The sequence below is a fragment of the Chitinimonas sp. BJYL2 genome (assembly GCF_027257935.1).
GTDB lineage: Bacteria > Pseudomonadota > Gammaproteobacteria > Burkholderiales > Chitinimonadaceae > Chitinimonas.
The window spans coordinates 822,401-847,382 of sequence record NZ_JANZKW010000001.1 but is presented as its reverse complement, the minus strand read 5'-3'; the positions used below and the strand labels follow the sequence as shown (position 1 = coordinate 847,382).

The 24,982-nt window shown below is 64.8% G+C and carries 26 protein-coding genes; 21 read left to right on the top strand and 5 right to left on the bottom strand.

Annotation, left to right across the window (positions count from 1 at the left end):
* Positions 1 to 39: 39 nt before the first annotated feature.
* The 10 genes from O9X62_RS04000 to O9X62_RS03955 all read left to right on the top strand — a co-directional run bounded on the left by O9X62_RS04000 (position 40) and on the right by O9X62_RS03955 (position 7,025).
* Positions 40 to 396 carry a DUF3147 family protein gene (locus O9X62_RS04000; protein ID WP_269531471.1) on the top strand — a complete coding sequence of 119 codons (357 nt, stop codon included), beginning with the start codon at positions 40 to 42 and terminating at the stop codon, positions 394 to 396.
* Positions 397 to 441: 45 nt separating this feature from the next.
* A complete protein-coding gene (gene tolQ / locus O9X62_RS03995) occupies positions 442 to 1,101 on the top strand; it encodes a protein TolQ (protein ID WP_269531470.1) in 660 nt (219 codons plus the stop codon).
* The gene (locus O9X62_RS03990; RefSeq protein WP_269531469.1) at positions 1,098 to 1,979 is read left to right on the top strand and encodes a TraB/GumN family protein; all 882 of its coding nucleotides are present in this window, start codon (positions 1,098 to 1,100) and stop codon (positions 1,977 to 1,979) included. The genes tolQ and O9X62_RS03990 overlap by 4 nt, the downstream gene beginning before the upstream one ends.
* A gap of 40 nt (positions 1,980 to 2,019) precedes the next feature.
* Positions 2,020 to 2,427: a protein TolR gene (gene tolR, locus O9X62_RS03985; protein WP_269531468.1), complete on the top strand. Its 408-nt coding sequence runs from the start codon at positions 2,020 to 2,022 to the stop codon at positions 2,425 to 2,427.
* Positions 2,424 to 3,227 (top strand): energy transducer TonB, encoded by an 804-nt coding sequence (locus tag O9X62_RS03980; RefSeq protein WP_269531467.1) that lies wholly within the window; start codon positions 2,424 to 2,426, stop codon positions 3,225 to 3,227. Before tolR ends, O9X62_RS03980 begins: the two co-directional genes overlap by 4 nt.
* Positions 3,220 to 3,675, top strand: a complete 456-nt coding sequence (locus O9X62_RS03975; RefSeq protein WP_269531466.1) for an energy transducer TonB — start codon at positions 3,220 to 3,222, stop codon at positions 3,673 to 3,675. Before O9X62_RS03980 ends, O9X62_RS03975 begins: the two co-directional genes overlap by 8 nt.
* Positions 3,662 to 4,966 (top strand): Tol-Pal system beta propeller repeat protein TolB, encoded by a 1,305-nt coding sequence (tolB, locus tag O9X62_RS03970; RefSeq protein ID WP_269531465.1) that lies wholly within the window; start codon positions 3,662 to 3,664, stop codon positions 4,964 to 4,966. Before O9X62_RS03975 ends, tolB begins: the two co-directional genes overlap by 14 nt.
* A gap of 42 nt (positions 4,967 to 5,008) precedes the next feature.
* Positions 5,009 to 5,524, top strand: a complete 516-nt coding sequence (pal, locus tag O9X62_RS03965) for a peptidoglycan-associated lipoprotein Pal (protein ID WP_269531464.1) — start codon at positions 5,009 to 5,011, stop codon at positions 5,522 to 5,524.
* A 104-nt stretch (positions 5,525 to 5,628) separates the two neighbouring features.
* On the top strand, positions 5,629 to 6,393 hold the full coding sequence (locus tag O9X62_RS03960; protein ID WP_269531463.1) for a YbgF trimerization domain-containing protein: 765 nt from the start codon (positions 5,629 to 5,631) through the stop codon (positions 6,391 to 6,393).
* Positions 6,394 to 6,422: 29 nt separating this feature from the next.
* Positions 6,423 to 7,025: an arylesterase gene (locus O9X62_RS03955; RefSeq protein ID WP_269531462.1), complete on the top strand. Its 603-nt coding sequence runs from the start codon at positions 6,423 to 6,425 to the stop codon at positions 7,023 to 7,025.
* Positions 7,026 to 7,038: 13 nt separating this feature from the next.
* Here O9X62_RS03955 and thiE read toward each other — a convergent pair whose 3' ends face one another.
* A complete protein-coding gene (gene thiE / locus O9X62_RS03950) occupies positions 7,039 to 7,653 on the bottom strand; it encodes a thiamine phosphate synthase (protein ID WP_269531461.1) in 615 nt (204 codons plus the stop codon).
* Entirely contained in the window at positions 7,653 to 8,492 is an 840-nt protein-coding gene (locus tag O9X62_RS03945) for a hydroxymethylpyrimidine/phosphomethylpyrimidine kinase (protein WP_269531460.1), read from the bottom strand. The genes thiE and O9X62_RS03945 overlap by 1 nt, the downstream gene beginning before the upstream one ends.
* 140 nt (positions 8,493 to 8,632) lie before the next feature.
* On the opposite strand from O9X62_RS03945, the gene O9X62_RS03940 reads away from it, so the two are divergent.
* The 9 genes from O9X62_RS03940 (at position 8,633) to O9X62_RS03900 (ending at position 14,868) form a co-directional block, all read left to right on the top strand.
* Positions 8,633 to 8,797 carry a rubredoxin gene (locus O9X62_RS03940; RefSeq protein WP_269531459.1) on the top strand — a complete coding sequence of 55 codons (165 nt, stop codon included), beginning with the start codon at positions 8,633 to 8,635 and terminating at the stop codon, positions 8,795 to 8,797.
* Between the two features lie 12 nt (positions 8,798 to 8,809).
* Positions 8,810 to 9,625 (top strand): DnaJ domain-containing protein, encoded by an 816-nt coding sequence (locus tag O9X62_RS03935; RefSeq protein ID WP_269531458.1) that lies wholly within the window; start codon positions 8,810 to 8,812, stop codon positions 9,623 to 9,625.
* A gap of 36 nt (positions 9,626 to 9,661) precedes the next feature.
* On the top strand, positions 9,662 to 10,492 hold the full coding sequence (locus O9X62_RS03930; RefSeq protein WP_269531457.1) for a M48 family metallopeptidase: 831 nt from the start codon (positions 9,662 to 9,664) through the stop codon (positions 10,490 to 10,492).
* Positions 10,493 to 10,513: 21 nt separating this feature from the next.
* Positions 10,514 to 10,939, top strand: a complete 426-nt coding sequence (locus O9X62_RS03925; protein WP_374708387.1) for a CopD family protein — start codon at positions 10,514 to 10,516, stop codon at positions 10,937 to 10,939.
* Positions 10,939 to 11,409 carry a CYTH domain-containing protein gene (locus O9X62_RS03920; protein WP_269531455.1) on the top strand — a complete coding sequence of 157 codons (471 nt, stop codon included), beginning with the start codon at positions 10,939 to 10,941 and terminating at the stop codon, positions 11,407 to 11,409. Before O9X62_RS03925 ends, O9X62_RS03920 begins: the two co-directional genes overlap by 1 nt.
* Positions 11,410 to 11,509: 100 nt before the next feature.
* Positions 11,510 to 12,793, top strand: coding sequence for a glutamate-1-semialdehyde 2,1-aminomutase (hemL, locus tag O9X62_RS03915; protein WP_269531454.1), 1,284 nt, complete (start codon positions 11,510 to 11,512; stop codon positions 12,791 to 12,793).
* 19 nt (positions 12,794 to 12,812) lie between these two features.
* Positions 12,813 to 13,400, top strand: coding sequence for a hypothetical protein (locus tag O9X62_RS03910; RefSeq protein ID WP_269531453.1), 588 nt, complete (start codon positions 12,813 to 12,815; stop codon positions 13,398 to 13,400).
* Positions 13,397 to 14,356 (top strand): hypothetical protein, encoded by a 960-nt coding sequence (locus O9X62_RS03905; RefSeq protein ID WP_269531452.1) that lies wholly within the window; start codon positions 13,397 to 13,399, stop codon positions 14,354 to 14,356. Before O9X62_RS03910 ends, O9X62_RS03905 begins: the two co-directional genes overlap by 4 nt.
* Complete coding sequence (locus O9X62_RS03900; protein WP_269531451.1) at positions 14,353 to 14,868, top strand: GNAT family N-acetyltransferase; 516 nt, start codon at positions 14,353 to 14,355, stop codon at positions 14,866 to 14,868. Before O9X62_RS03905 ends, O9X62_RS03900 begins: the two co-directional genes overlap by 4 nt.
* Before the next feature lie 12 nt (positions 14,869 to 14,880).
* Here O9X62_RS03900 and recD read toward each other — a convergent pair whose 3' ends face one another.
* Genes recD through recC form a run of 3 tightly spaced genes read right to left on the bottom strand, consistent with a single transcriptional unit; the run spans position 14,881 to position 23,445 of the window.
* Positions 14,881 to 16,647 carry an exodeoxyribonuclease V subunit alpha gene (recD, locus tag O9X62_RS03895; protein ID WP_269531450.1) on the bottom strand — a complete coding sequence of 589 codons (1,767 nt, stop codon included), beginning with the start codon at positions 16,645 to 16,647 and terminating at the stop codon, positions 14,881 to 14,883.
* The gene (recB, locus tag O9X62_RS03890; protein WP_269531449.1) at positions 16,637 to 20,239 is read right to left on the bottom strand and encodes an exodeoxyribonuclease V subunit beta; all 3,603 of its coding nucleotides are present in this window, start codon (positions 20,237 to 20,239) and stop codon (positions 16,637 to 16,639) included. Before recB ends, recD begins: the two co-directional genes overlap by 11 nt.
* Positions 20,236 to 23,445, bottom strand: coding sequence for an exodeoxyribonuclease V subunit gamma (gene recC / locus O9X62_RS03885; RefSeq protein WP_269531448.1), 3,210 nt, complete (start codon positions 23,443 to 23,445; stop codon positions 20,236 to 20,238). Before recC ends, recB begins: the two co-directional genes overlap by 4 nt.
* 125 nt (positions 23,446 to 23,570) lie before the next feature.
* Here recC and glyQ point away from each other — a divergent pair, with 125 nt between their 5' ends.
* Positions 23,571 to 24,461: a glycine--tRNA ligase subunit alpha gene (gene glyQ, locus O9X62_RS03880; protein WP_269531447.1), complete on the top strand. Its 891-nt coding sequence runs from the start codon at positions 23,571 to 23,573 to the stop codon at positions 24,459 to 24,461.
* Between the two features lie 3 nt (positions 24,462 to 24,464).
* Positions 24,465 to 24,959: a lipoprotein gene (locus O9X62_RS03875; RefSeq protein WP_269531446.1), complete on the top strand. Its 495-nt coding sequence runs from the start codon at positions 24,465 to 24,467 to the stop codon at positions 24,957 to 24,959.
* Positions 24,960 to 24,982 lie beyond the last annotated feature (23 nt).

Below are 24,982 nucleotides of genomic sequence, written 5' to 3'. Positions count from 1 at the left end.
GCCGGCTTTTGCGATAATGCCCGACTTGGCTGGGCGGGCATGAGCTACTACCTGATCAAACTCGTGCTGGCGGCGCTGATGCTGGTGGCCGTGACCGAGGTGGCCAAGTGGAGCCCCGGCTGGGGCGGGTTGATCAAATCGCTGCCGCTGGTGTCGCTGCTGGCCCTGGCGTGGGTGTATGTGGAGCAGCGCAATGTGCAGGCCGTGGCCGAGATGTCCTGGTCCACGCTCTGGTTTGTGCTGCCCAGCCTGCCGTTTTTTGTTGTACTGCCTTTGCTGCTGCGCCGTGGCTGGTCTTTCTGGGCCAGTTTCATCGGCAGTCTGGCGGTCATGGTGATCTGTTATCTGATCGCTGCCCGTCTGGCTCGTCGCGTCGGCATCGATCTTGGAATCTGACCCGCAAGGAATACCCCGTTGGAAGCAACATTGACGACTAATGACATGTCCATCTTCAGCCTCATCGCCGAAGCCAGTGTGGTGGTGCAGATTGTCATGGGCATCCTGTTCCTGATGTCGCTGCTGTCGTGGTGGCATATCTTCGTGAAGTGGTTCGGCCTGCGTCATGCCAAGGCCAAGACCGATAGCTTCGAGTCCTCGTTCTGGAGCGGGGCCGATCTCAATGCCCTCTATCAGCAGCTGAGCCGCGATGGCCACGGCGTGGGCATGGAGAAAATCTTCGAGGCTGGCTTTACCGAATTCCTCAAGCTGCGCCGTCAGGCCGGCATCGATATCGGTGTGCTGATGGAAGGCACGCGCCGCGCCATGAAAGCCGCCTGCCAGCGTGAGGTGGACCGCCTTGATGCGCACACCAACTTCCTTGCCACCGTGGGTTCCATCTCGCCCTATGTAGGTCTGCTGGGCACGGTGTGGGGCATCATGAATTCCTTCCGCGGCCTCTCCAATGTGGGTCAGGCCACCTTGTCGCATGTGGCACCCGGCATTGCCGAGGCGCTGGTGGCCACGGCCATCGGCTTGTTCGCCGCCATTCCGGCCGTGGTGGCCTACAACCGCTTTTCGCACGATGTGGACCGTCTGGCCAACCGCTTCGACAGCTTCATCGAAGAGTTCAGCAACATTCTGCAACGGCAAGTCGGCAAATGATGCGCATCCTGGGCGCGCTGCGCCTGCTGTTCTTCTGGGTACTGCTGGCGGGCGTGGCAAGCGCCGCGCAGGCCAAGTCGTTTCTGTGGGAAGCCGAGCGCGACGGCGAGCGGGTATGGCTCATGGGTTCCATCCATGTGGGCCGCGCCGATCTGTACCCGCTGGCCCCGGCGATTGAGGCGGCCTACAAGGAATCGGACGCCGTGGCTGTCGAGGCCGATGTGACCGACTTCACCGCAATCGCGCCGCTGATGGCCATGGCCATGCTGCCGGCCGACCAGAGCGTGGGCGCGATGCTGAGCCCGGCACAGAACCGCCAGCTGGATCGCGTACTCGCGCGCATCAACCTGCCGCGCGTGGCGGCCGACCGCATGAAGCCCTGGCTGCTGGGTTTGATGCTGTCGATCATGGAAATGCAGCGCCTTGGTTATCAGCCACAGAACGGTATCGACATGCACCTGCTGCAGCGTGCGCGTACCGACGGCAAGAAGGTGGTGGAGCTGGAATCCCTCAAATCCCAGTTCGACCTGCTCGACGGGTTGAGTACGGAAGAGAGTCTGGCCGTGTTGCTGGGGGCACTGGAGCCGATTGCCAAGCAGCAGTTCAAGCCCATGTTCGAGGCGATGGTCGTGGCCTGGCAGAACGGCAATGTGGCCGCCATGCGCCGTCTGATCGAAGAGAACATTCCCAACGATGCGGTAAGCCGTCGCCTCAACGACAAGCTGCTGGCGCAGCGCAACCGCGGCATGGCCGAGCGCGTGGTCAGTCTGGCTGGTCCCAAGCCGGCACTGGTGGTCGTGGGCGCCGCCCATCTGGTGGGGCCAGATAGCCTGCTGGAACTGCTCAAAGCGCGCGGTTTCCGCATCAAACAATACTGAGTGAGCGGGCGCGCTGCCTGCCACGCACAAGGAAAACAACATGGCCCGCCGACAACGCCGCGCCAAGGCCGATATCAATGTCGTGCCCTATATCGATGTGATGCTGGTACTGCTGGTGATCTTCATGGTTGCCGCTCCCATGCTGCAACCGGGTGTCGTCAATCTGCCCTCGGTGGCCAAGGCGGATCGCGCGCTCAATGAAAAGCCGTTGCGGGTGATGGTGGATCGCGACGAGCTGATGCAGCTGGACGATGCCGGCATCAAGACGAAGATCAACGACACCGAATCCCTGATTGCCACCATCAAGTCGCGCATGGCGGCGCAGAATCGCCCGGTGCTGATCAGCGGTGACAAGGAAGTCCGCTACGAGGCCATCGTCAAGGTGATGGATGCGCTCAAGAAAGGTGGCGTCGAGCGCGTGGGTCTTGAGGTCATGCCCAAGTCATGAGCGCAGCAGCACAAAGGATCAGCACGGCCGTCCAGCGCGGTGAGCACCCGGGGCTATCGTTTGGTCTTGCGGTGGCCGTGCATGCGCTGATCGGGCTGATGCTGTACGTGGGCGTGCAATGGCGCACCGAGCCGGTGACGCCGATGTCAGTCGAGCTGTGGTCGGAAGCGCCGCCGCCTCCGCCTGCGGCTGAACCGCAGGTCGAGACGCCGCCGGCACCTCAGCCGCCCGAGCCCGAAGTCGAGCCCGAGCCAGCGCCTGAACCGGCGCCGGTCAAACCCGATATCGAGATCGAAAAGCCCAAGCCCGTCAAAAAGCCTGAGCCCAAACCCGAACCGAAGAAACCCGAACCGAAAAAGCCGGAACCCAAGCCGGAGCCCAAAAAGCCCGAGGCCAAACCCAACAAGGTGCTGGCTGAGCTGGCCAACAAGTTCGAGCGCCCGCCGGTGGATGCGAGCGTGTCACTGGCTGCCCTGGCGGCGCGCCAGCAGGCGGCTGAGGCCTCGGCGCGTGCCGGGGCGATGGATGCTTACTACGGCAAGGTACGCAACCTGATCCGCCGCAACATGAGCTACCCGGACGATGGCCGCGGTAACCCGGAGGCCGAGTTCGAAGTCACCCTGCTGCCCGACATGACCGTGATGGGCGCAGAACTCAAGAAATCCAGCGGTGTGGTGGCGTTTGACGACGCCGTGAAGCGCGCCATCCTGCGTGCAGGCCAGTATCCTGCACTGACGGCGGGCGCGGACTTCGGCAAGCTGCGCAAGCACACCCTCAAGTACCGCTTACGTGATGAATAGACTGCGTGCGGCGCTGGCCGCCTCCCTGATCCTGATCCTGGTGCTGGGCGCTTGCGCCAAGCCCTTGCCGCCGCCCGCACCTCTTGCCCCGCCGGTGGAACCTGCGCCCCCGGTGGTGGTCGAACCGCCACCTCCGCCGCCGCCCAGCCGCGAACAATTGCTGGGTGAGTATGTGGACAAGGTACGTCGTTTGATACGCGGGCACATGCTGTACAAGCCCAAGACCCTGCCCCGTGGGAATCCGGAAACGCTGGTACAGGTTGTACTCGGGCCGGATCTGCGGGTACGTTCGGTCAAGACCGTCAAATCCAGTGGCGTGAAGGCTTTCGATACGGCGGTGCGCCGTGCCATCGAAAAAGCCGGGCGCTATCCGGATATGCCTGCCGGTCTCGACCCCGCCCCTTTCCAGACCCACAAGATCAAATACCGGCTCCATGACCTTATCTAAACGCTCATTCCTGCGCCTTGTCAGCCTGCTGCTGGCCAGTGTCGCGTTCAGTGCCCAAGCGGATATCACCATCGAAGTCACCGGTACCGGTGCGCGTCAGTTGCCGGTAGCGATTGCCGGCTTGACTGGCGAGGTGGTGCTCAAGCAATCCATCAGTGATGTGATCCGCGCCGATCTGGCCAGTACCGGGCGATTCCGTCTGGTGGAAGCCGGCAGCGTGCCGGTGGCCGAAACGCCGGCCAAGCCCGAGCTAGGCAACTGGAAAACCCGCGGGGCCGATGCGCTCGCGACCGGTTCGGTCACTCCCAATGCCGATGGCTCGGTCCAGGTGCGCCTGCGCCTGTTCGATACCCTGAGCCAGAAGCAGCTCGCCGGCTTTGAATTGCGCGCCCAGGCTGCGGACACCCGCCGTGCCGCGCATCAGCTGGCTGACCAGATCTACGAAGCGCTGACTGGTGAGCGCGGCGTATTTTCGACGCGCATTGCCTATGTGCTCAAGCAGGGCAAGCGCTACCAGCTGCAGATTGCCGATGCCGATGGTCACAATGCGCAAACCGTGGTTGATTCGAACGAACCCATCCTGTCCCCCGCTTGGTCGCAGGATGGCCGCAAGCTCGCCTATGTGAGTTTCGAGCGCAAGAAACCCATCGTCTACACGCAGGATCTGTATGCCGGTACACGCCGCGCGGTTGCGGCGTTCAAGGGCAGCAACAGCGCGCCGGCATTCTCGCCGGATGGCCGCACCCTGGCCGTCACGCTGACACTGGACGGCATTTCGCAGATCTACGCCGTGGATACCGGAGGTGGTGCACCGCGCCGTCTGAGCCGCAGTTTCTCGATTGATACCGAGGCCAGTTACTCGCCCGATGGCAGCCAGATCGCGTTTACATCGGATCGTGGTGGCAGCCCGCAAATCTATCTGATGCCGGCCTCGGGTGGAGAAGCCCAACGCTTGACCTTCGAAGGCAGCTATAATGTGTCGCCGACTTTTTCGCCCGATGGCCGTTCGATGACGTTCATCCGGCGTGAAAATGGTCGATTTGTGGTTGCTACCATGGATCTGGCTACCCGCCAGACCCTGACGCTGACTAACGGCGGCGCGGATGAATCGCCCAGCTATGCCCCCAACGGCAAGCTGATTCTCTACGCCAGCCAGGCTGGTGGTCGCGGCGTACTGGCTACCGTTTCTGCGGACGGCCAGTTCAGCCAGCGACTCTCCGCCAGCGGTGATACCCGCGAGCCAGCCTGGGGGCCGTACGCGACCCCGCTTGCCGTCAGCCGGCTGCCGTAATACCGTGATTTTGTTTACATCTAACTGTTCAGGAGTCGAAACATGATGAAGAAAAGCCTTGCCAGCCTGGCCCTGCTGGGTCTGCTCGCCGCTTGTGCCAGCACCCCCAAGGAAGCCCCGGTTGAGTCCAAGCCGGTTGAAACTGCACAGGCACCTGTGGTTGCCCCGGTGAAGCCTGCCGAACCTGCCAAGCTGGACCCGCTCAAGGACCCGAACAACGTACTGTCCAAGCGCGGCATCTACTTCGACTACGACAAGTACGACATCCGTGCTGACCAGCAAGCGCTGGTAGAGGCCCATGGCCGCTTCCTGGCCGCCAACCCGAACCGCTCGGTTCGCGTTGAAGGCAATGCCGATGATCGCGGCAGCCGCGAATACAACCTGGCCCTGGGTCAGAAGCGTGCTGAAGCCGTCCGCAAGGCCGTCGCCGTGGTTGGCGCCAAGGAATCGCAAGTCGAAGCCACCAGCAACGGCGAAGAAAAGCCGCGTGCTACCGGTGCCGATGAAGCCAGCTGGGCTGAAAACCGTCGTGCCGATGTGATTTACGACGGCGAGTAATCGCGTCCCGCGCTGCTTTGCATTACGCTACGCCCCGTGCCCGTCACGGGGCGTAGTCTTTTGGGAATGCCGCAATGAAGCCATACAGCCTGAAGCCAAACAGCATGAAGTCGAACCGCCTGCTCCGTCTGGCCCTGGTGGCCGCCCTGATCCTGCCTGCCCAAGCGGGCCTGTTTGACGACGATGAAGCCCGCAAGCAGATCAGCGAGCTGCGCGCCCAATCCGAAGCCCGTCTCAGCGCGATCGAACAGCGCGTCAGCGAACTCGATACCCGCAATGCGCAGAAGCTGCTCGAAGTGGTGGGACAGATCAGCGAGCTATCGCAGCAGATCGCCCAGCTACGCGGTGAGCTGGAAGTGATCGGTTTCAATCTGCAGGGCCTGCAGAAGCGTCAGCAAGATCTGTATGTCGATCTCGATGGTCGCCTGCGCGCCATGGAGGAAGGCCGCGGCCAGACCGGCACGCCGAACGCCGAGGCCCAGAAAGCCCAGGTCGAGGCCGATGCGGCTGCCGCGTACGAGGCCGCCTACAACCTGTACCGCGACGGCAAGCTCAAGCCGGCCGTGGAAGCGCTGGGCCAGGTCGCTGGCAAGTATCCGGCCACGGCCGCGGCACCGAGCGCCCTGTTCTGGCTGGGCATGGCGCAGGCCCAGGCCGGCAATGGCACCGCCGCGCAGCAGAGCTGGCGCAAGCTGGTGGATGGCTACGCCGAGCACCCCAAGTCACCCGATGCCTTGCGCGCCATTGCCAGCGTGCAGCTGGAAAAGGGCGACAAGAAAGGGGCGATCAAGACGCTCAAGGAACTGGTTGCGGCTTACCCCGGCACCGATGCGGCCAGCGAAGCGCAGAAGCAGTTGAAGAAGCTGTGATCGGCTGATTGAACAGGGACGGACGAGCCATGCTTCGCCACGCGATTGCCCTTGTCCTGACCCTGCTGGTGCTGGCCTGTGGCGCCAAGGTCGAGTACCCGCGCCTGGCTGGTGGCGCCACCGTGCTGGCCTTTGGCGATAGCCTGACCTACGGCACCGGCGTGCAGCCGGCACAAAGCTATCCTGCCGTGCTGCAAGCCTTGATCAGCCGCGAGGTGGTCAATGAAGGCATTCCGGGCAATACCACGGCAGATGGCCGCGCGAGGCTGGCCGAGGCGCTGGATGCACATGCGCCCAAGCTGCTGATACTGTGCCTGGGTGGCAACGACTTCCTGCGCAAACAGCCTGAGGCCGAGACGGTTGCCCATCTGCGCGCCATGCTCGATCTGGCCAAAGCGCGCGGCGTGCCAGTATTGCTGGTCGCCACGCCCAAGCCGGGGCTGGGCCTGAGCGTGCCGGACTTTTATGCCGAGCTGGCCCAGGAGTATGGCGTGGCGCTGGAAGACGAGGTGCTGGCGGAAGTGCTGGCCGACCGCAATCTGAAGAGCGATCCCATCCATCCCAATGAGGCAGGTTACCGGCAGATGGCCGAGGCAATTGCCGCCGCCTTGCGCGAGACCGGCGCAATCTGAGCCGGCTGCGGTATCAGAACAGGGCGGTAAACCGCGCGGCCTGTGTGGCCACGTCTTCTGCATCGAACAGGCCGCCGATCACGGCAAGCCGTTTTACCCCGCAATCAATCAAGCGGGCGCCATTGGCGACGGTGATACCACCGATCGCCACCACGGGCGCGTCCAGCGTGGCACAGGCCCGGCGATACAGATCGGCCTCGGCACGCACGGCCTGTGGCTTGGTGCCCGAGACAAACGCCGCGCCAAAACCCACATGGTCAGCCCCGGCGGCGAGCGCCGCCTGCGCAAGTTCGATACGGTTGTAGCACGAGGCCCCCAGCAGCTTGTGTGGCCCGAGCGCTGCGCGGGCGGCGGCCAGATCGCCGTCATCCCCCCCCAGATGCAGGCCGTCGGCATTGATGGCCAGTGCCAGATCGAGGTGATCGTTGATGATCAGCGGCACCTGCGCTGCGTGGCACAGCGCCAGCAGCGCGCTGGCCTGCTCATGGCGCAGCGCGGCGTCCGCGAGCTTGTTGCGATACTGGACAATGCGTGCGCCACCTTGCAGCGCAGCGCTGACGGCGGCGACCAAGCGCGGGCTGTCTGCCCAGTCCGGCGTGATCGCGTACAGGCCCTCGGGCAGCGTCATCAGTCTTCGCTGTCGATACCGGCATCGGGCGCGTCCTGCTGCGCCCAGTAAAGCCGGTTGGGTATCCACTGGCCCATGCCGGGGCGGAAGCCCTGCTTGAGGGTATCCCAGGTGTATTCCTGCGCCTTGCGCACCGCCTGGCTGATTTCCAGACCATTGGCGATAAAGGCCGCAGCCGCGGAGGCCAGTGTGCAGCCCGAGCCGTGGTAGCTGCCCGGCAGGCGATCCCACGAATCCACACGGACGCGGCCCGACTGACCGAACAGCACATTGCTGACATTGGGCGTCTGCTCGTGCGTGCCGGTCACCAGCACGTATTCGGGGCCGAACTGGCGGATGCGCAGTGCGGCCTCATCCACGCTGAGGCCATCCTGCTCGTCCTGGTCATCCGATGCCAGCCGGCGGGCTTCCAGGCTGTTGGGTGTGAGCAGGGTGGTATGCGGCAACAGCAACTCGCGCATGGCGCTGACCAGGTCGTCGCCGGCAAATTCATCACCCTCGCCGGTGGCAAACACCGGGTCCAGTATCAGCGGGATGTGCGGATAGTCTGCCGCGATCTCGGCAATCACGGTCAGGTTCTCGATGCTGCCGATCACCCCGACCTTGATGGCGGCGATCTGCATGTCTTCCAGTACGAAGCGCGCCTGATCCGACACCAGATCCGCCTCGGTGGCGACAAACTCTTCCATGCCGGCCGTGTCCTGTACGGTGATGGCGGTAATGACCGGCAGCGGGTGGCAGCCCAGCGAGGCCAGTGTCAGCAGGTCGGCAGACAGACCGGCGCCGCCGGAGGGGTCGTTGCCGGCGAACACCAGAACAATGGGGGGAGTGGCGGTCATGAGGGGGACGATTCTCGGGAAAGTGGGGCAGAAAACGCCCGGATTTGATCAGATGCAGACAGATGGTGCGGCAATCGCGATGGCGAAGGTCGCTTCGGTTAGAATTCTAGCCGATTCGATTCCCGGACCCGGTTTAAGTCATGAAAAAATACATGTGCCTGATTTGCGGTTTTATCTACGACGAGGCGGAAGGCCGCCCCGATGATGGTATTGCGCCCGGTACCCGCTGGGAGGATGTGCCGATGAACTGGACCTGTCCGGATTGCGGCGCCCGCAAGGACGATTTCGAGATGGTTGCCATCTAAGGAGCCCGGGCCATGACGACCCGTCCGCAGGGCAAGACCTACTACGCCGTGCTGGGCATCCCGCCCACTGCGAACGAGGCTGAGATCCAGCGTGCCTATGACGAGCTGCAGAAGGTGGTGGGCGAAATCATCGACCCGCAACAACGCGCCGCGCGTCTGCAGCAATTGCAGCAGGCTTATGAAACCCTGATGAGCCCGGTGCGTCGTTCGGTTTACGACGCCAGTCTGCAAGCAGGCCAGGCCGCTACCATCGAGCTTTCCAAGGCTGAGTCCGTGAGAACGGCCCGTCAGGGCGGTACACCGGTCTGGCTCATGCTGGGTGGCACCTTGCTGTTGGCCGGGTTTGCCTTTGCCGGCTGGAAGCTATGGGCCAAATACGCCGCAGATCGCGAGTATCGTGACACCTTCCGTATTGCCCAGCGTCAAGCAGATACCTTGCGTGCCGAAGCCGAGCACCTGATCGCGCGGGAAGCCGAACAGACCCAGCGGTACGCGCCGGCCAGTCAGGATCCTGACTATGAAGCGCGCAGGGCCCAAGAAGCCCGTGACAGAGACTATGCCGCCTGGACGCGCCAGAAAGGCTACGAGGCCGAGTCTGCCAGTCGCCGGGCGCAGTATGAGGCGGAGATGCGAGCGTCTAGGGCCGAGCGGGAGGCCAACCAGCAAGAAGAGCGCAGCGAGCGCGAGGCCCGTCATGCGCAGGAGCGCGTCGAGCGTGAGCGTCAGTACATGCTGAACAAGCTCATCAATGAGCGCCGTTTCGATGAGGCCCGCAATATCGCCAAGACCAGCTACGAGCTCGATCGTATCCGCCAGATGGAAAAGTAATACCGAGCGTTGCAGATACAGGACTCAATATCCACCATGACCGCTTCCTTCACCCGTCGTTTGCTTTTGGCCGCCATGGCGACATGGCTGACGGCCTGTACCCAGGTTTCCACCACCGAAGGTGGCGCTATCGGCGTGGAGCGCAAGCAACGCATGTTTGCCCTGCTCTCCAACGAACAGGTGAACCAGATGGCGGCGCAGTCTTATGCCGGCTCGCTGGATCAGGCGCGCAAGCAAGGACGCCTGAATACGGATGCGGCCATTACCAAGCGCGTCCGGGCTGTGTCGCAAAAGCTGATCCCGCAAGTCGTGGCGTTCCGCAAGGACGCGCTGGGCTGGCCTTGGGAAGTCAACGTCGAGCGCAATGATGAACTCAACGCCTACTGTGCGCCCGGCGGCAAGATCATGTTCTTTACCGGCATTGTCGAACGGCTCAAACTCAGCGACGATGAAATCGCCGCCATCATGGGCCACGAAATGGCCCACGCCCTGCGCGAGCATGGCCGCGAGCGCATGAGCGAGGTTTACGCCAAGCAGATCGGCCTGCAACTGTTCTCGGCGGTGACCGGTGGCGAATACGATCAATACCTGAGTCTGGCTGACCAGGTGGCCACGGTGGCCTACAGCCTGCCGCACAGCCGCAAGCATGAATCCGAAGCCGATGCCATTGGCCTTGAGCTGGCTGCCCGTGCCGGCTATGACCCCCGTGCCGCCATCACCCTGTGGCAAAAAATGGCCGCCGTGGGCGGTGGCCAGCCCCCCCAGTTTCTGTCTACTCATCCCTCCAACGACACGCGTATCCGCGAGATGCAAGCGCTGATGCCCCGCGTTGTCCCGCTCTATGAAGTCGCCCGCAACAAGGGCTAGTCACCTCTCTTTTTGCTAGGAATTTTTATGCTCTGGGTCAAAGCCCTGCACATCATTTTCGTCATCAGCTGGATGGCGGGTCTTTTGTACCTGCCACGCCTGTTCGTGAACCATGCCATGGTCGATGACGTGGCCACCAAACAGCAACTGGCGCTGATGGAATCCAAGTTACTACGCTTTACCACCATTCTGGCCAAGCTCGCCGTGATCTTCGGTGTCTGGTACGGTTTCCTGCTGGGCTGGGAGTTCGTTGGCGGCGGCTGGATGCATGCCAAGCTCACGCTGGTCCTCGGTCTGGGCGCCTTCCATATCTATTGCGCCAAACTGGTGCGCGATTTTGCCGCCGGCCGCAATACGCGTAGCCATGTGTGGTTCCGCTGGTTCAACGAGATCCCGACCGTGCTGATGATAGCCATCGTCATCCTCGTCGTCGTGAAGCCGTTCTGATGGCGCAGGAAATCGAACGCCGCTTCCTGCTCAAGACCGACGCTTGGCGCGGGTTGGCCGAGGGCGAATGGCTCAAGCAGGGCTACCTCTCGGTCGAGCGTGAACGCACCGTGCGCGTGCGCATCAAGGGGGAGCAAGCCTGGCTCACGCTCAAATCGAACATCAGCAATGTGTCGCGCCACGAGTTCGAGTACCCGGTGCCGCTCGCGGATGCCGAGACTATCCTCGCCGCCATGTGCCCGATGGTGGTCGAGAAGAAACGGCACCGCATACCCTTGAACGGCCACATCTGGGAAGTCGATGAATTCTTCGGCGATAACGCCGGGCTGGTACTGGCCGAGGTGGAGCTCGGCAGCGAGGACGAGACCTATGTGCGCCCCGACTGGCTGGGTGAGGAAGTGACCGAAGACCCGCGCTATACCAATTCGCACCTGAGCCAGCACCCCTGGCCCACGTGGAGTAAGGCCTGAACACGTGGCCGACGATCTGTTGATCCGCCGCGTGGCGGCCCACGAACGCACCGCCGCCCATACCCACCGCGGCAGCAAAACGAGCAAGCAAGGAAACACCATGAGCAAGAACGATCAGCTGTTTGAACGCGCCCAGCGCCATATTCCCGGTGGCGTGAACTCGCCGGTGCGCGCCTTTGGTGCCGTGGGTGGCACGCCGCGCTTTTTCAAGAAGGGCAGCGGCGCCTATGTGTGGGATGCCGACGACAAGCGCTATATCGACTACGTGGGCTCCTGGGGCCCGCTGATCTTGGGTCACACCCACCCGGCCGTGGTCGAGGCGGTGCAGAAGGCGGCGGCCGAGGGGATGAGCTTTGGTGCGCCGACCGAGCGCGAGATCGATCTGGCCGATTTGCTGTGCGAAATGCTGCCCTCGATGGAAAAAGTGCGCTTGGTCTCCAGCGGCACCGAGGCGACGATGAGCGCGATTCGCCTGGCGCGCGGCTTTACCGGCCGCGACAAGCTGATCAAGTTTGAAGGCTGCTACCACGGCCACTCCGACAGCCTGCTGGTCAAGGCCGGCTCGGGCCTGCTGACCTTCGGTAACCCGTCCAGCGCCGGCGTGCCAGCCAGTGTGGCCGAGCATACGATCGTGCTGACCTACAACGATGTCGCCCAGCTCGAACAGGTGTTTGCAGAGAAGGGCGACGACATCGCCGCGATCATCGTGGAACCCTTCTGCGGCAATATGAATCTGGTCCGCCCCAGTGCCGAGTTTGTCGCCGCCATGCGCGCGCTGACGCAAAAGCACGGCGCACTGCTGATCTACGACGAAGTGATGACCGGTTTCCGCGTCGGGCTCGGCTGCGCACAAGGCCTGCATGATGTGACGCCGGACCTGACAACGCTGGGCAAGGTGGTTGGCGGCGGCATGCCGCTGGCCGCGTTCGGCGGCCGTGCCGATGTGATGGCCAAGATCGCCCCGCTGGGCCCGGTGTACCAGGCCGGCACGCTCAGCGGTAACCCGGTGGCCGTGGCAGCAGGTTTGAAGACGCTGGAACTGATCAGCGTGCCGGGCTTCTTTGACAGCCTTACCGCCAAGACCAAAGCACTCGCCGATGGCCTGCAAGCCGCCGGTCGCGCGGCCGGCCAGACCTTCTCGGCCGATGCGGTGGGCGGTATGTTCGGTGTGTATTTCACGCCGCAGCCACCCAAGACTTACGGCGAAGTCATGAGCACCGACAAGCCGCGCTTCAATGCGTTTTTCCACGGCCTGCTCGACGAGGGCGTCTACATAGCGCCCGCGCTGTACGAGGCTGGTTTTGTCTCGGCCGCGCACAGCGATGCCGATATCGCCGACACCATTGCTGCCGCAGCACGGGTTTTTGCCCGGCTAGATCGCTAACCCCGTCGGGAGACCGGGCATGTCCATTATTGCCGTACCCAAGCCGTTCATCATTGCGGGCACGGTCGTGCTCGGTTTTGTCATGGTTGTCGCGCTCAACATTTTTGTTCAGTCGGGCCGGCAGGAGAACATGTGCCGCATCCGTGCCAGTCTGCAAGCCATGGAGATGGGCGACAACGGCATGCAGGTGGCGCAACAGATGGCTTCGTGTGTCGCCAAGGAAACCGGCTGGGCGGGCAGCGCCGAGGCCGATGAAGTGTTGCGTATTCTGGCGGCCATGCCGATCGCGCCTTGCCGTTATCAGGGCGACTGGATCATGGTGCGCAAGCACCACAGCTTCCTGATCCGCCTGGCACCCGGTGGCAAGTTCAAAGCCTGGCCGATCGGCAAGGAAATCGGCGGCGACACTTTCAGCGGCAATTGGAGCGTGTTCGAGAACAAGTTTGTCTGGATGCCGGCATCCACCGTGGTGTGGCCGCTCGACATCAACAAGATGCGCCCCTCTTCCAGTGAAGATGCCTTCACCCTGGAGGAGCGCAACGGTGATTTCTCTCACTACTTCCGCATCAGCGAGCCTGTGACGGAGGGCTGTACCGACAAGCCATGAGTCACCACCACACCGCCTCGGACCTGTTGGCTTGGCTTGCAAGCAAGCCGGGCCTGGTCGCGCTGTGTGAAGCCTGTCCCGACGATTGGGCGCAGGTGCAGCAGGAACTCGCCGGCGTGTTCGAACGCCGCGACCCTGCTGAACTCAAGGCTGTGGCTGAGCGGGCTGCGGCCCGTTTACAGGCCGCCCCCAACTTCCTCAGCGGCGAGCGCGACGGCCGCGCCTTTGCGGCCCTGGTACAGCAGCAGGTACGCCAGCGCATGACTGATCTGGCGATACGCCAGTACGCCTTTGCCTCTGCCACGGGCGTCCATTCTGGCAAGGCCCGCTTCAATTTCTACAACGGCTTTGTGCTCCAGCGTCTGCTGTTTGCGGGCGGCCTCAAGCGCAAACCGGTAGGCCTGCGCGTCTTTCATCTGGTCTGGCCGCTGATCACGCAAAAGCGCCTTTTGATGCCGCTGGTGGAAAAGCGCGGCATCTACTGCTTTTTCAGCCGCGAACTGATTGCCGCGCTGGCGCAGATCATCGGCACGCGCACATGCAGCGAGCTGGCAGCTGGCGATGGCACATTGAGCCGCTTTCTGCGCGCAGCCGGCGTGGATGTCCGCGCCAGCGACGATGGCAGCTGGTCGGCACAAACGCATCCATCGGACGACGTGGCGCGCCTCGATGCCGTCGACGCGCTGCGCCAACAGCAACCCGAAGTCGCGATCTGCTGCTGGCCCCCGGCCAACAACCGCTTCGAGCGCCAGGTATTCCGCACCCGCAGCGTGCAGACCTATATCGTGATCGGCAGCCGCTCGCAGTTCATGACCGGCAACTGGGCCGACTACCGCAGCCAGACCCTGTTCGACATGCAGGCGCGTGAGGACCTCGCCCGGCTGGTGCTGCCACCGGGCTTGGGGGCGATGGTGTGGGTGTTCGAGCGACGCGTTGCCGAAGGCGCCGGTCAATGAGCCCCGCCGCCATCCGCATCCGTCCGATCAACCCGGCCAGCGACATCGAAATCACCCTCGTCGCTGCGCGCATGCGCGCCACGTTGATCGAGGTGGAAGGTGAAGCGGCCGGTACGGCGATGTACAGCCTCGACTGGTTGCAGGATCGTGTGCGTTTCCATCTGGATGGCCGGGCCCAAGCGGCGCAGGTGCTGCTGGCCGAGTTACCCGATGGGCAGATCGCGGGCCATACGATTGTGCGCGTTGAACAAGCCGGGGAGGCGGGGCACCATGGTTTGTTCTCGACCAGCTATGTGGCGCCAGAGCACCGCCGCGGCGGTATTGCCAGCGCTTTGCTAGGGGCTGGCGAGGACTGGTTGCTGAGCCAGCACGTACCCGAACTGGCGACCTGGACATCGGCGACGAATCACGGGCTGATCGCACTGTATGCGCGTTTTGGCTATGCGGTCACCGAAACCCATCCGCATGCGACAACCGGCACCGCCATGGTGCGGCTGACACGGCGGGTATAGACCGCCCGCCTGTCAGGAGACCTGCAAACGTTCGGCGAGCCCGCTCTCACGCCGGTTCTCGCGGGCAATCGCGGCGGCCAAGGTGGTGCCCGATCCCCACAACACAAATCGCTCGCGTGCCCGCGTGATGGCCGTGTAGACCAGCGCGCGGCTGAGTACGGCGGCATCGTCGTCGGGCAGCAGCAGCCAGGCTTCGCGGAATTCCGAGCCTTGCGATTGGTGCACGGTCAGCGCAAACGCGGTGTCGTGGGCCGGCAGGCGTGCCGGGGCCAGTGCGCGCCAGCCGCCTTGCTGCGGGAAATGGACGCGCAGGCCATCTTCTGTGCTCAGGGTCAGGCCGATATCGCCGTTGGCCAGGCCCGTGGCAGCGTCGTTGCTGCGGATGATGACGGGGCGTCCCGCATACCAGGGCTGGCGGCGCGGGTCGGCGCGCCACAATCGGGTTTCGATCAGGGTGTTGAGGGTGTTCACGCCGGCGGGGCCTTCGCGCAGCGCGCACAGCAGGCGCAGCTGGTCGAATCCTGCCCAGGCGGCCGCGATATCCTGCGCTTCGATGGCGGCGCGATACGGTGCCAGCTGGCTGGCTAGCGTGGCGAGCAGCTTGCCCTGCCATTCGGCGACGCGCCCGGCGTGCCAGTGCAGATCAGCGTGGCTGTCGGCTTGCAGCAAGGCGAGCGCGCTGGGTACATCGCCTTGGTTGGCGTGGCGGGCGAGTGCGCCGATGCCGCTGTCGGCGTGGAAGCGGTGGCTGACGGTGAGCATGGCGACGGCGTCGCCAAAGTTGGCCTTGCTTGCTGTGGCTGTGGCCGATGGCGTGACGGTTGCACCGGTGGCGATCCCGAGTCGCGTCGCACCCTCGGCACTCAAGCCCGCCAAACCCACCAACTCGGCAAACGCGCTACCGGCTTCCACCGCATCGAGCTGATCCTTGTCGCCTAGCAGAATCAAGCGAGCATGCGCGGGCAGGGCGTCGAGCAAGGCGCGCAGCAGGGCCAGGTCGATCATCGAGGCTTCGTCCACGACCAGCGCATCGAGCGCCAGCGGGTTGTCGGCGTGGTGGCGCGGTATCGCGCTGTCGGGGCGGAAGCCCAGCAGCCGGTGCAGGGTGATGGCGGTATCGGGCAGGGCGGCCAGGGTGACCAGATCGAGGCCCAGCTTCGCTTTGGCACCGTTGAGTGCCTCAAGCATGCGTGCGGCGGCTTTACCGGTGGGGGCGGCCAGGCGGATGCGGCTGTCGGGTTCCAGCGCGACCATTGCGGCCAGTACCTTGGCGACCGTCGTCGTCTTGCCCGTGCCGGGACCGCCGGAAATCAGGGCGATGCGGTTGAGCAGCGCGGTGGCAGCGGCTTTGCGCTGACCGTCGTCGCTAGTTGTGCCGGCAAACAGCGGGTCGAGCGAGGTGCGTACCTGCTGCGGCCACTTGGCGTCGCCGATGGGCTGGGCGCGAATGCGCAGCTGCTCGGCCAGCGTGACTTCATCGGCCCACAAGCGGCCCAGATACAGGCGCGTGCCTTCACGAATCAGCGGGGTGAAGTCGCCGGCCTTGCCGACAAAGCCGCTGGCGTCGAGTGCGGCAAGCCACTCGTCGAGCGCTGGCAGCAGCACACTAGCCCACTGCTTGCCGGTTTCGGCATCCAGCCGGATGCAGACATGGCCTTCGCCCGCGCGGCTGGCGCAGAGCGTGGCGGCGGCCAGTGCCGAGGGCGCGGCGTTGGGGAAGGCGCGCGCCAGCCAGTCGCCCAGGCTGGCGGCCAGCGGTGACAGCAGTTCAGCCTGCATGGGCGCCGCCTCCATCGAGCAGGGTTTCCAGCGCCTCGATCAGCGCGAGTGGCGGTGCATAGGCCCACACACCCTGGCCGGGCATGGCGGCCTCCAAGCCACGCAGGAACAGGTAACTGGCACCGCCAAAATGCTGCTCGTACACATAGCCGGGTCGTCGCCACTTGAGGTAGCGGTGCAGTGCCACGCAGTAGATCAGCGCTTGCAGGTAGTAATGGGCGTTGGCCATCTCGGTGGTGATGGCGTCCATCGTGTAGTTGGCCGTGCTGTAGCCGAGCTTGTTGGATTTGTAATCGATGATCCAGTAGCGGCCATCGAGCTCGCAGGCCAGATCGATGAAGCCCTTGAGGTAACCGCTGCCAACATGGCTGTCGAGTCGTGCAGCCGCATCGGCAAACTCGCGCGGCAGGCCATGGGCCGGGTCGGCCAGCAAGGCCGCGAGCCGCGACCAGGCAAACGGGCGCAGACCGAAGGTGAATTCCAGCTCCACGCGTTTTTGCGCCGGCGTCACGCCAAACAAGCGGTCGCCCGCAGGTGTGATCGGCACGGCCAGCGTGGTCTGCACCATGCGCGCCACGCAAGCCGCCCAGCCGGTATCAAAGCCATGCGCGGCCAGCGTCTGTTCGCTGTGTTGCACCAGCGCGGCGTGGTCGTCGCGGGCAAAGTCCCAGGTTTCGAACAGCGCGTGCAGCATCACCCCGGCGCGCGCGCCGGCGGGGAAGCTGGCGATGTCCTGATACGGCAGGCTGACGATATCGGCCAGCGGCACCACGCTGCGGCGGTCGTGATCGGGCTGTTCGTCGTGGGCATTGGCAGTCAGGCTGGAAAAGCTGTTCATCTGCCAGTGCCAGCGCAAGGTCCGGTTTAGTTTCGCCAGTGTGATGACGGGCGCGGCGGGCTGTGCGTCGGCGGCAACGTCAGGTGTGGGCAGGTCCAGCCAGCCCATTTGTTCGGGGTGCTGGTTCAGCAGCGCATCGACATGCGCATGCCAGTCGGCCGGTTCGCGTTGGGCCTGCTCACCGCCGCCCAGCAACCAGCCCAGCGCCGAGCGCTCTGCCTGGCTGATACCGCCCCAGCCCAGACACAGCTGCGATTCGGCGCGCGTGAGCGCTACATACAGCAGGCGCAGCTTTTCGGACACGCGCTCGCGGCGTGCCTGCGCCAGCCGCATGGGCCGTTGCGGTGAACCGAAATCGAGCACGGCCGTGTGGTTTTCGTGCGCGACGGCGAGGGTGGTGTCGTTGACCAAATCCGCCGCGTCGAGCAGCGCGTCGCCATCCTGCCCGTCCCAGACAAAGGGACAGAAGACGATCGGGTATTGCAGGCCCTTGGACGCATGGATAGTGACCAGGCGCACCCGCGCGGCGTCGCTTTCCAGCCGTAGCAGCTCGGCATCGGCATCCTTGTGGCCACCGGCCAGCGCGCGGCGCAGCCAGGCGATCAGCGCGCTGGCGCCCAGATGTTCGCGCGCGGCTTGTTCGACCAGTTCGAACAGTTGCAGCAGATTGGCCAGTCGCCGTTCGCCATCGCGCCAGCCGGCCAGCCGTTCGGCCACGCCGGTATCGAGCAGCCAGCTCTCCAGCGCCGCCAACGGGCCGCGTTGCTGCCATTGCTGCTGCCAGCGGCGGAACAGTGCGAGCTGCGGTTCCCAGGCGCTGTCGTCGTCGGCCAGCGTCAGCAGGGTGGCGGCATCAAAGCCGCACAGATGCGTGGCCAGCGCGGCGCGCACGCTGCGGTCCACCGGGTTGGCCATGGCCAGCAGCACTTGCAGCAGTGCGCCGGCTTCTTCGGTGGCAAAGATGCTGTCCTGGCCGATGCGCACACTGGGTACGCCGAGTGCGCCCAGTGCCTGTTGCAGCGTGTTGAGCTGGCGGTGGCTGGTGCCGAGTACGGCGATATCGCCGGCGGCCACATGGCGCTCGCCCAGCGTGGCGCGGCCAGCCCGGCCCAGGGTCAGCAGGGTGGCGATCGTGCGTGCCGTATGGGCGCAGGCGGCGTGCAGGCCGGCTTCTTTGCTGAGGGTGTCGGTGCCCTCACCATCATGCAGCCCCCGCAAGGAGGACGCCACGGGGTGCCCGGCGCCTGCGGCGCCACCCTCGTGCAGCCACTGCCAGCTCAGGCCGGCCAAAGGCCGCGCATCAATGCAGAGTCGCGGCTTGTCGTCGTGCGCACCGACTTCGGGGTAGTCGAGCGCATCGAGCAGGAACGGCGCATCGGCCATCCTGAACAGCTGGCGCACGCCCGCCACCAGCTCCGGCGTGGAGCGGTGGTTGGTGCCCAGCGTGTGGCGCGCATCGGCGCGTTCGCGTGCGTCGAGATAGGCGTACAGATCGGCGCCGCGGAACGAATAGATCGCCTGCTTGGGGTCGCCCACCAGAAAGGTCGGCGCGGCCTGATCGACGAAGATGCGCTCGAACACGGTGAACTGCAGCGGATCGGTGTCCTGGAACTCGTCGATCAGTGCGGCGCGGTAACGCTCGCCGAGCTTGCTAGCCAGCGCTGGGCCGTGTTCGCCGTTGAGCGCAGCAGCCAGGCTCAGCAGCAGGTCGTTGAAGCTCATCACGCCACGGCGTTGCTTGCCGGCGGCCAGCGTGGTGCCGACTTCGCGCAGCACCTGCGCTTGCAGGGCGGCGATCTGCGCCTGGCGCAGGGCGAGCAGCTGCGTACGGGCATCGAGCAGGGTGTCGAGCGCTTGCCACAGCGGCGGTAGATCGGCTGGGGTCTTGAGCGCTTCGTTCAGCTGTGCCATGCCGACGCGGCGCAGGGATTTCTCGTCGTACTTGTCGGGCGGCTCGATGGTGCTGGGCCCGGCCAGCCAGCGCTGCCAGCGGCCCAGGCTGGTTTCCACCCAGTCGCTGCGCACCTTCTGGCCGTTGAAGTGCTTGGCGGCGATGCGCGCGCGCAAGTCATCGAGCGCATCGGTTTGCCATTGCGATTGCGCCGCGGCGAAGGCGGCGTCGAAACCCGTTTGGGCGGCGCTGACGGCACCGGCCTCGGGTGCGACGATCTGCAGCCAGGGCTGACCCAGATAGGGCGACAGTGCCTTGCACCAGCTATCGGGCGTTTCGCCACGGCGCACCAGCCAGTCGAGCAGGCCGGCATCGGCGCTGGCGAGTAGCTGTTTGTAGGCTTGGTCGAAGGCGGATTGCAGCAGATCGGCATCGTCGGTGATCAGCTCGCTGCCCAGTTCCAGACCGGCCAGCAGCGCATGCTCGCCGAGCGCGCGCTGGCAGAATCCGTGGATGGTATAGATGGCGGCTGCGTCAAAGCCCGATACGGCGGCGCGCAGGCGCTGGCGGGCATCGGCGCGTGCCTCGGCAGACAGATCGGCAATCAACGCTGCACATAGCGCATCGGCCGGGCGGCCATCGAGTGCGTCGGCCAGTTCGGCCAGCCGTGCACGGATTCGGCCGCGCAGCTCGCTGGTGGCGGCGCGGGTGAAGGTGACCACGAGTATCTGCTCGGGCGTGAGCCGCGCTTCGAGCACCAGGCGCAGGTACAGCGCGGCAATCGTCCAGGTCTTGCCGGTGCCGGCACTGGCTTCGATCAGTTGCAGGCCGTTTAGCCTTGCGGTGAGGAGGTCGAAGCTCACGGTGCCTCCTCGTGCGCCAGCAGCGGCAGCAACAGTGTGCTTGCCCAATCGCGGAACGGGGTATCGAGCGGCAGCACGCCGCGCCATAGCGCGTAGTTGCTGCTGTAGCCGCCTTCGCCCTTGCGGGTTTCGCCAGCACGAATGGTCTGGTCGATCCAGCGTTTGTATGCGGCGTCGTCGGCGCGCGCGAGCAAGGCCTCGGGATGCTCTTCGGGTTTGTCTTTGGTGGCTTTGCGTGGTTTCGCGGCCACTTCGGCCCAGGCCAGACTGGTGCGCGGCCACCAGGGCGCGGCTTGGTGATGGGCCTGCGCCCACAGCGCCAGCCAGTGGGCGAGGTGGGTGAGGGGCGCATCGACCGCGCCGTAGCGGCGCTCGCCATCGAGGCCGATCAGCCGGGTTTGCAGCGCCACGCCAGCCGGCGCGCTGGCGCACAGGCACAGGTGTCGCAGCCAGGCGGCGATGCGGCTGGTGTCGTTGATCTGGCCGGTGTGGCGGATCACTTGTCCCTCGGCATGCAGGCCATGCAGCCTGCCCGAGAGCACCATGTCGGTGGCCGTCCGGCCGGTCTGGGCGGCGCTGAGTGGCAGGGTCAGGCTGAAGGTAAGGCTGTCTTGTGCGTCGGCCACCTCACGCCAGGCGGCAACGGCGGGGGCAAAAGCCGTGGCCTGCCGCGCGGCCCAGGTGTTGCCGAGTCCGCCTTCGGGCAGCAGGGCGGCACCGTGGCCCAGTGCTTGCAGCGTGGCGGCATCATCGGCGCGGTCGCCGGCCAGGCCTAGCAGCGCGTCGCTCGCATCGCGTTCAAGCACGAACGGTTCGCGCTCGTCGAGCAGCGCTTCCACGCGTTCGAAGCGGATACCGCAGGCGCGCAGCAGCCAGCCGCCCGGGTCGCGGCTGTAGGCGAGCAGCTCATCGAGCGTGCAGTCGTTTGGCAGTGGCAGGTTCAGCGGTGCACTCAGCAGCGGTACGGTCTCGCCCGTGCCACGGCCGATCTGTTCGGCCAGTGCGGCCCAGCGCGCGGCAAAGCTGGGCGGCCGGCCCGGTGCGAAGCGTTGCGGCGAGAACGGTTGCAGCGGGTGCTGCACCAGCAGCGCCTTGCCGGCATCGCTGCCATCGGCCGTTTCCCAGCCGCTGCGCACGGCATCGAGCAGATCGGCAATCACGGTCGAGGGCGGAATCGGTTCGTCGGTGCGCGCATCGCGGCCGGTGTGCAGCAGCAGGAGCGCATCGCGCGCGGCCAGCACGGTTTCCAGGAACAACCAGCGGTCGTCGAGCCGGCGTGTGCGGTCGCCACGCAGCGGGTGGCGCGCGATCAGGTCGAAGCCGTCGGGCGGCATGTCGCGCGGGAAAGCGCCTTCGTCCAGACCCAGCACGGCCACGATGCGGAAGGGCAGCGAGCGCATCGGCACCAGCTGCGCAAAGGTCACGCCGCCGGTCAGAAAGCCGCCCGCACCCGACGGTGCGGCGAGCCGGCCTTCGAGCCAGTCGACCACTGCAGCGCGTTCGGCCGGGCCGTCGAGCCGCGCAGCCTGGGCAAGCTGCGCGAGGGCAGTCAGCGCGGCGTAGAGCGGTTCAAGCGCGGTTTCGTCGTCCTCGTCGGTATCGAACAGTTGCGGCAGCCAATCGTGCAGCAAAGCTACCCAGGCCGCCAGCGGGCGCGCGCTGTCCAGTACGCTGGCCCAGCGGGCCAGGGTGGTGATCAAGCGATGCAGGCCGGCAACGCGGTTGGCGAAGCGCAGATCGAGTCCGCTCACGGGGACACGCTGGGCAAACAGAGGCAGGCTGTCTGTCTGGGGCGGCAGCACGACGCCCGCCAGCAAGCGCTCCAAGCCCGCCTGCCAGGCAAAGGCATCCTGATCGAACCCACGGCGGATGCCGGCCTCGGCAATCCAGTCGCGCAGCAGCGGCAAATCATCGGGCGTAAAGCCGAAGCGCCGCGCAAGGGCCGGCACCGCCAGCAAGTTGGCCACGGTTTCCGCGCCCCAGTCCTGCTCGGGCCAGCGCAGCAGTTCGATCAGCGCCAGCAGCAAGGGCGATGCGCCCAATGCGCCACGATCAGCCAGTGCATAAGGCACATGCGGTTCACCATCACGCAGCCCAAACACCGCATCGATATGCGGTGCCCAGGCTTCGATATCGGGGCAGAGCACCACCACATCGGCAGGCGTCAGCGTCGCATCCGCCGCAAAGCGCGCCAGCAGCGCATCCTTGAGCGCTTCGGCCTGGCGCTGGCGGCCATGGCAGACGTGGACTTCGATGCTGCGGTCCTCAAGCGCCAGCAGGCGTGGTGTATCGGGGCGTTGCAGACTGAGGATGTCGTGTTGCAGCCAGCCGAGCAGATGCGGTTGTTGTGGGGCAGCGCTGTCGTCGAACAGCAGATGCGCTTCGGGCAACCGTTCGATCAGCGCGTCAAAGAAGGCCCGGCCCTGCTGCCCCCAGGCGGCCAGCAAACGCTCGCCGGTGCCCGGTGCGGCATCTTCGCGCACGGCAGCGCGACTCAAATCGCCCCAGCTTTCGCGACAGGGGTTGAGGATGAACAGGCACACGTCGATGCGCTCGGCCAGCGCGGCCAATACTTCGATTACCGCCGGTGGCAGGCTGGAGACGCCAAACACGGTGATGCGCTCGGGCAGGGCCAGTGGCGCATCGCTGCGCAAGGCAGTCAGCAGCCGTTTGAGCAGATCGGCCCGGTGCGGCGAATCACGTTCGCTGGCCAGTTGCTGCCATAGCGCGGCCTGCCAGTCTTCGTCGGGACCCAGGCCCACCCGCACGCCGTGCTCCCAGCGATCCAGCCATTCGGGGCGGTAGACGAGGTACTGGTCGAACACATCCGCAAGCCGAGTGGCGAGTCGCCAGCGCTTGCGCGGATCACCTCCGGCCAGATACGCAGCCAGCGCCTCGGGCGGGGCATCGCGCAGCACGACATCCAGCCGCCAGGCCAAGGCATCGGGGCTGAAGCCGCCCTGGCGCTGTTGCGGGCCAAGCACGGTTTCGATCAGCCGCCACAGAAACGAGGCAGGCAAGGGAAACGCCACATTCGCGCACACCCCAAAGCGCCGCGCCAGATCCAGCGTCAGCCAGCGCCCCAGACCCTTGGCCTGCACGATCACCGTCTCGCCGGCCAGCGGGTCTTCCTGCGGCTGGGCCAGCACGGCGGCCAGCAGTTCGGCCAGGGTTTCGAGGCGGTTGGATTGGTAGAGGTGGAGCATGGGGATGTTTGCGGACAATTGCCGCGATCATACAAGGCGATCCGCGTGTTTGGCGGCTGGTAGAAACAGCGACTTCAAGTAGAATCGGGCTTCTTATGGTCGAATCAACGAAAAGCCCCGCTGCGATGCTGACTTTCCAGCAAATCATCCTCACGTTGCAGAACTACTGGAACCAGCACGGTTGCGTGCTTCTGCAACCGTACGACACCGAAGTCGGTGCCGGTACCAGCCATACGGCCACGTTCTTGCGCGCCATTGGCCCCGAGCCGTGGAATGCCGCTTATGTGCAGCCCAGCCGCCGTCCCAAGGATGGCCGCTATGGCGAGAATCCCAACCGCCTGTTCCAGCATCACCAGTTCCAGGTGGTGCTCAAGCCCAGTCCACCCAATATCCAGGACCTGTATCTCGGCTCGCTGAAGGCGCTGGGCCTGGACCCGACGATCAACGACATCCGTTTCGTGGAAGACGACTGGGAAAACCCCACGCTGGGTGCCTGGGGTCTGGGTTGGGAAGTCTGGCTCAATGGCATGGAAGTGACGCAGTTCACCTACTTCCAGCAAGTGGGCGGCCTCGATTGCAAGCCGGTGCTGGGCGAGATCACCTATGGTCTCGAACGCCTGGCCATGTATCTGCAAGACATCGAAAACGTCTACGAGCTGGTGTGGACGCACCTGCCCGACGGCACGCCGGTCACTTACGGCCAGGTGTTCTTCCAGAACGAATTCGAGCAATCCAAATACGCGTTTGAGGAATCGAACGTGGAGCTGCTTTTCAAGCAGTTCGGTGACTACGAATCCGAGGCCAAGCGCCTGCTGGAAGCCGGGTTGGCGTTGCCTGGTTACGAGATGATTCTCAAGGCTGGCCACACCTTCAACCTGCTCGATGCGCGCGGCGCGATTTCGGTGACCGAGCGCGCAGCCTACATTGGTCGTATCCGCAACCTGTCGCGCGGCGTGGCGCAAGCCTATTACACCGCACGCGAGGCGCTCGGTTTCCCGATGCTGAAAAAGGACTGATCCATGAAGCGTGCCGCCCTGTTGATCACGATGCTGATGCTAGCCGCCTGCGGCAAGATGGGCGGCAGTTACATGAACACCGACGATGCGGCACCGCCCGAGCCGGTACCCGACGAGAAGACAGCCGACTGGCGCCTGTATGGCGAACAGCCGGGCATGAAGATCGAGGTTTCGTGGGAATCGATCGGCCACGATGATTCCTTCGGCTCCGACGAGTACGTCTACGTCTGGGTGCGCCGCAGCTTCGACAAGGATCAGGAATCCAAGGACGGCGATACTTTCCGTCGCGAATACAGCCGCTTTGCGCTCGATTGCGCCAAGAGTGAAATGGCCAGCATTGCCATCGAGCTGCACGACAAGGACGACGACGAAGTCAGCCGCAAGGATGTGCCGGGGTTCCAGTGGGTATTTGACCCCGTTACCCAGCAAACCTATATGCAGGATTTCTTTACGCAGGTCTGCAAGATCAACCGTGAAAAAGAAGCCGGCAAGAAGTGATAACCCCGGCGCGGCAACCCGCC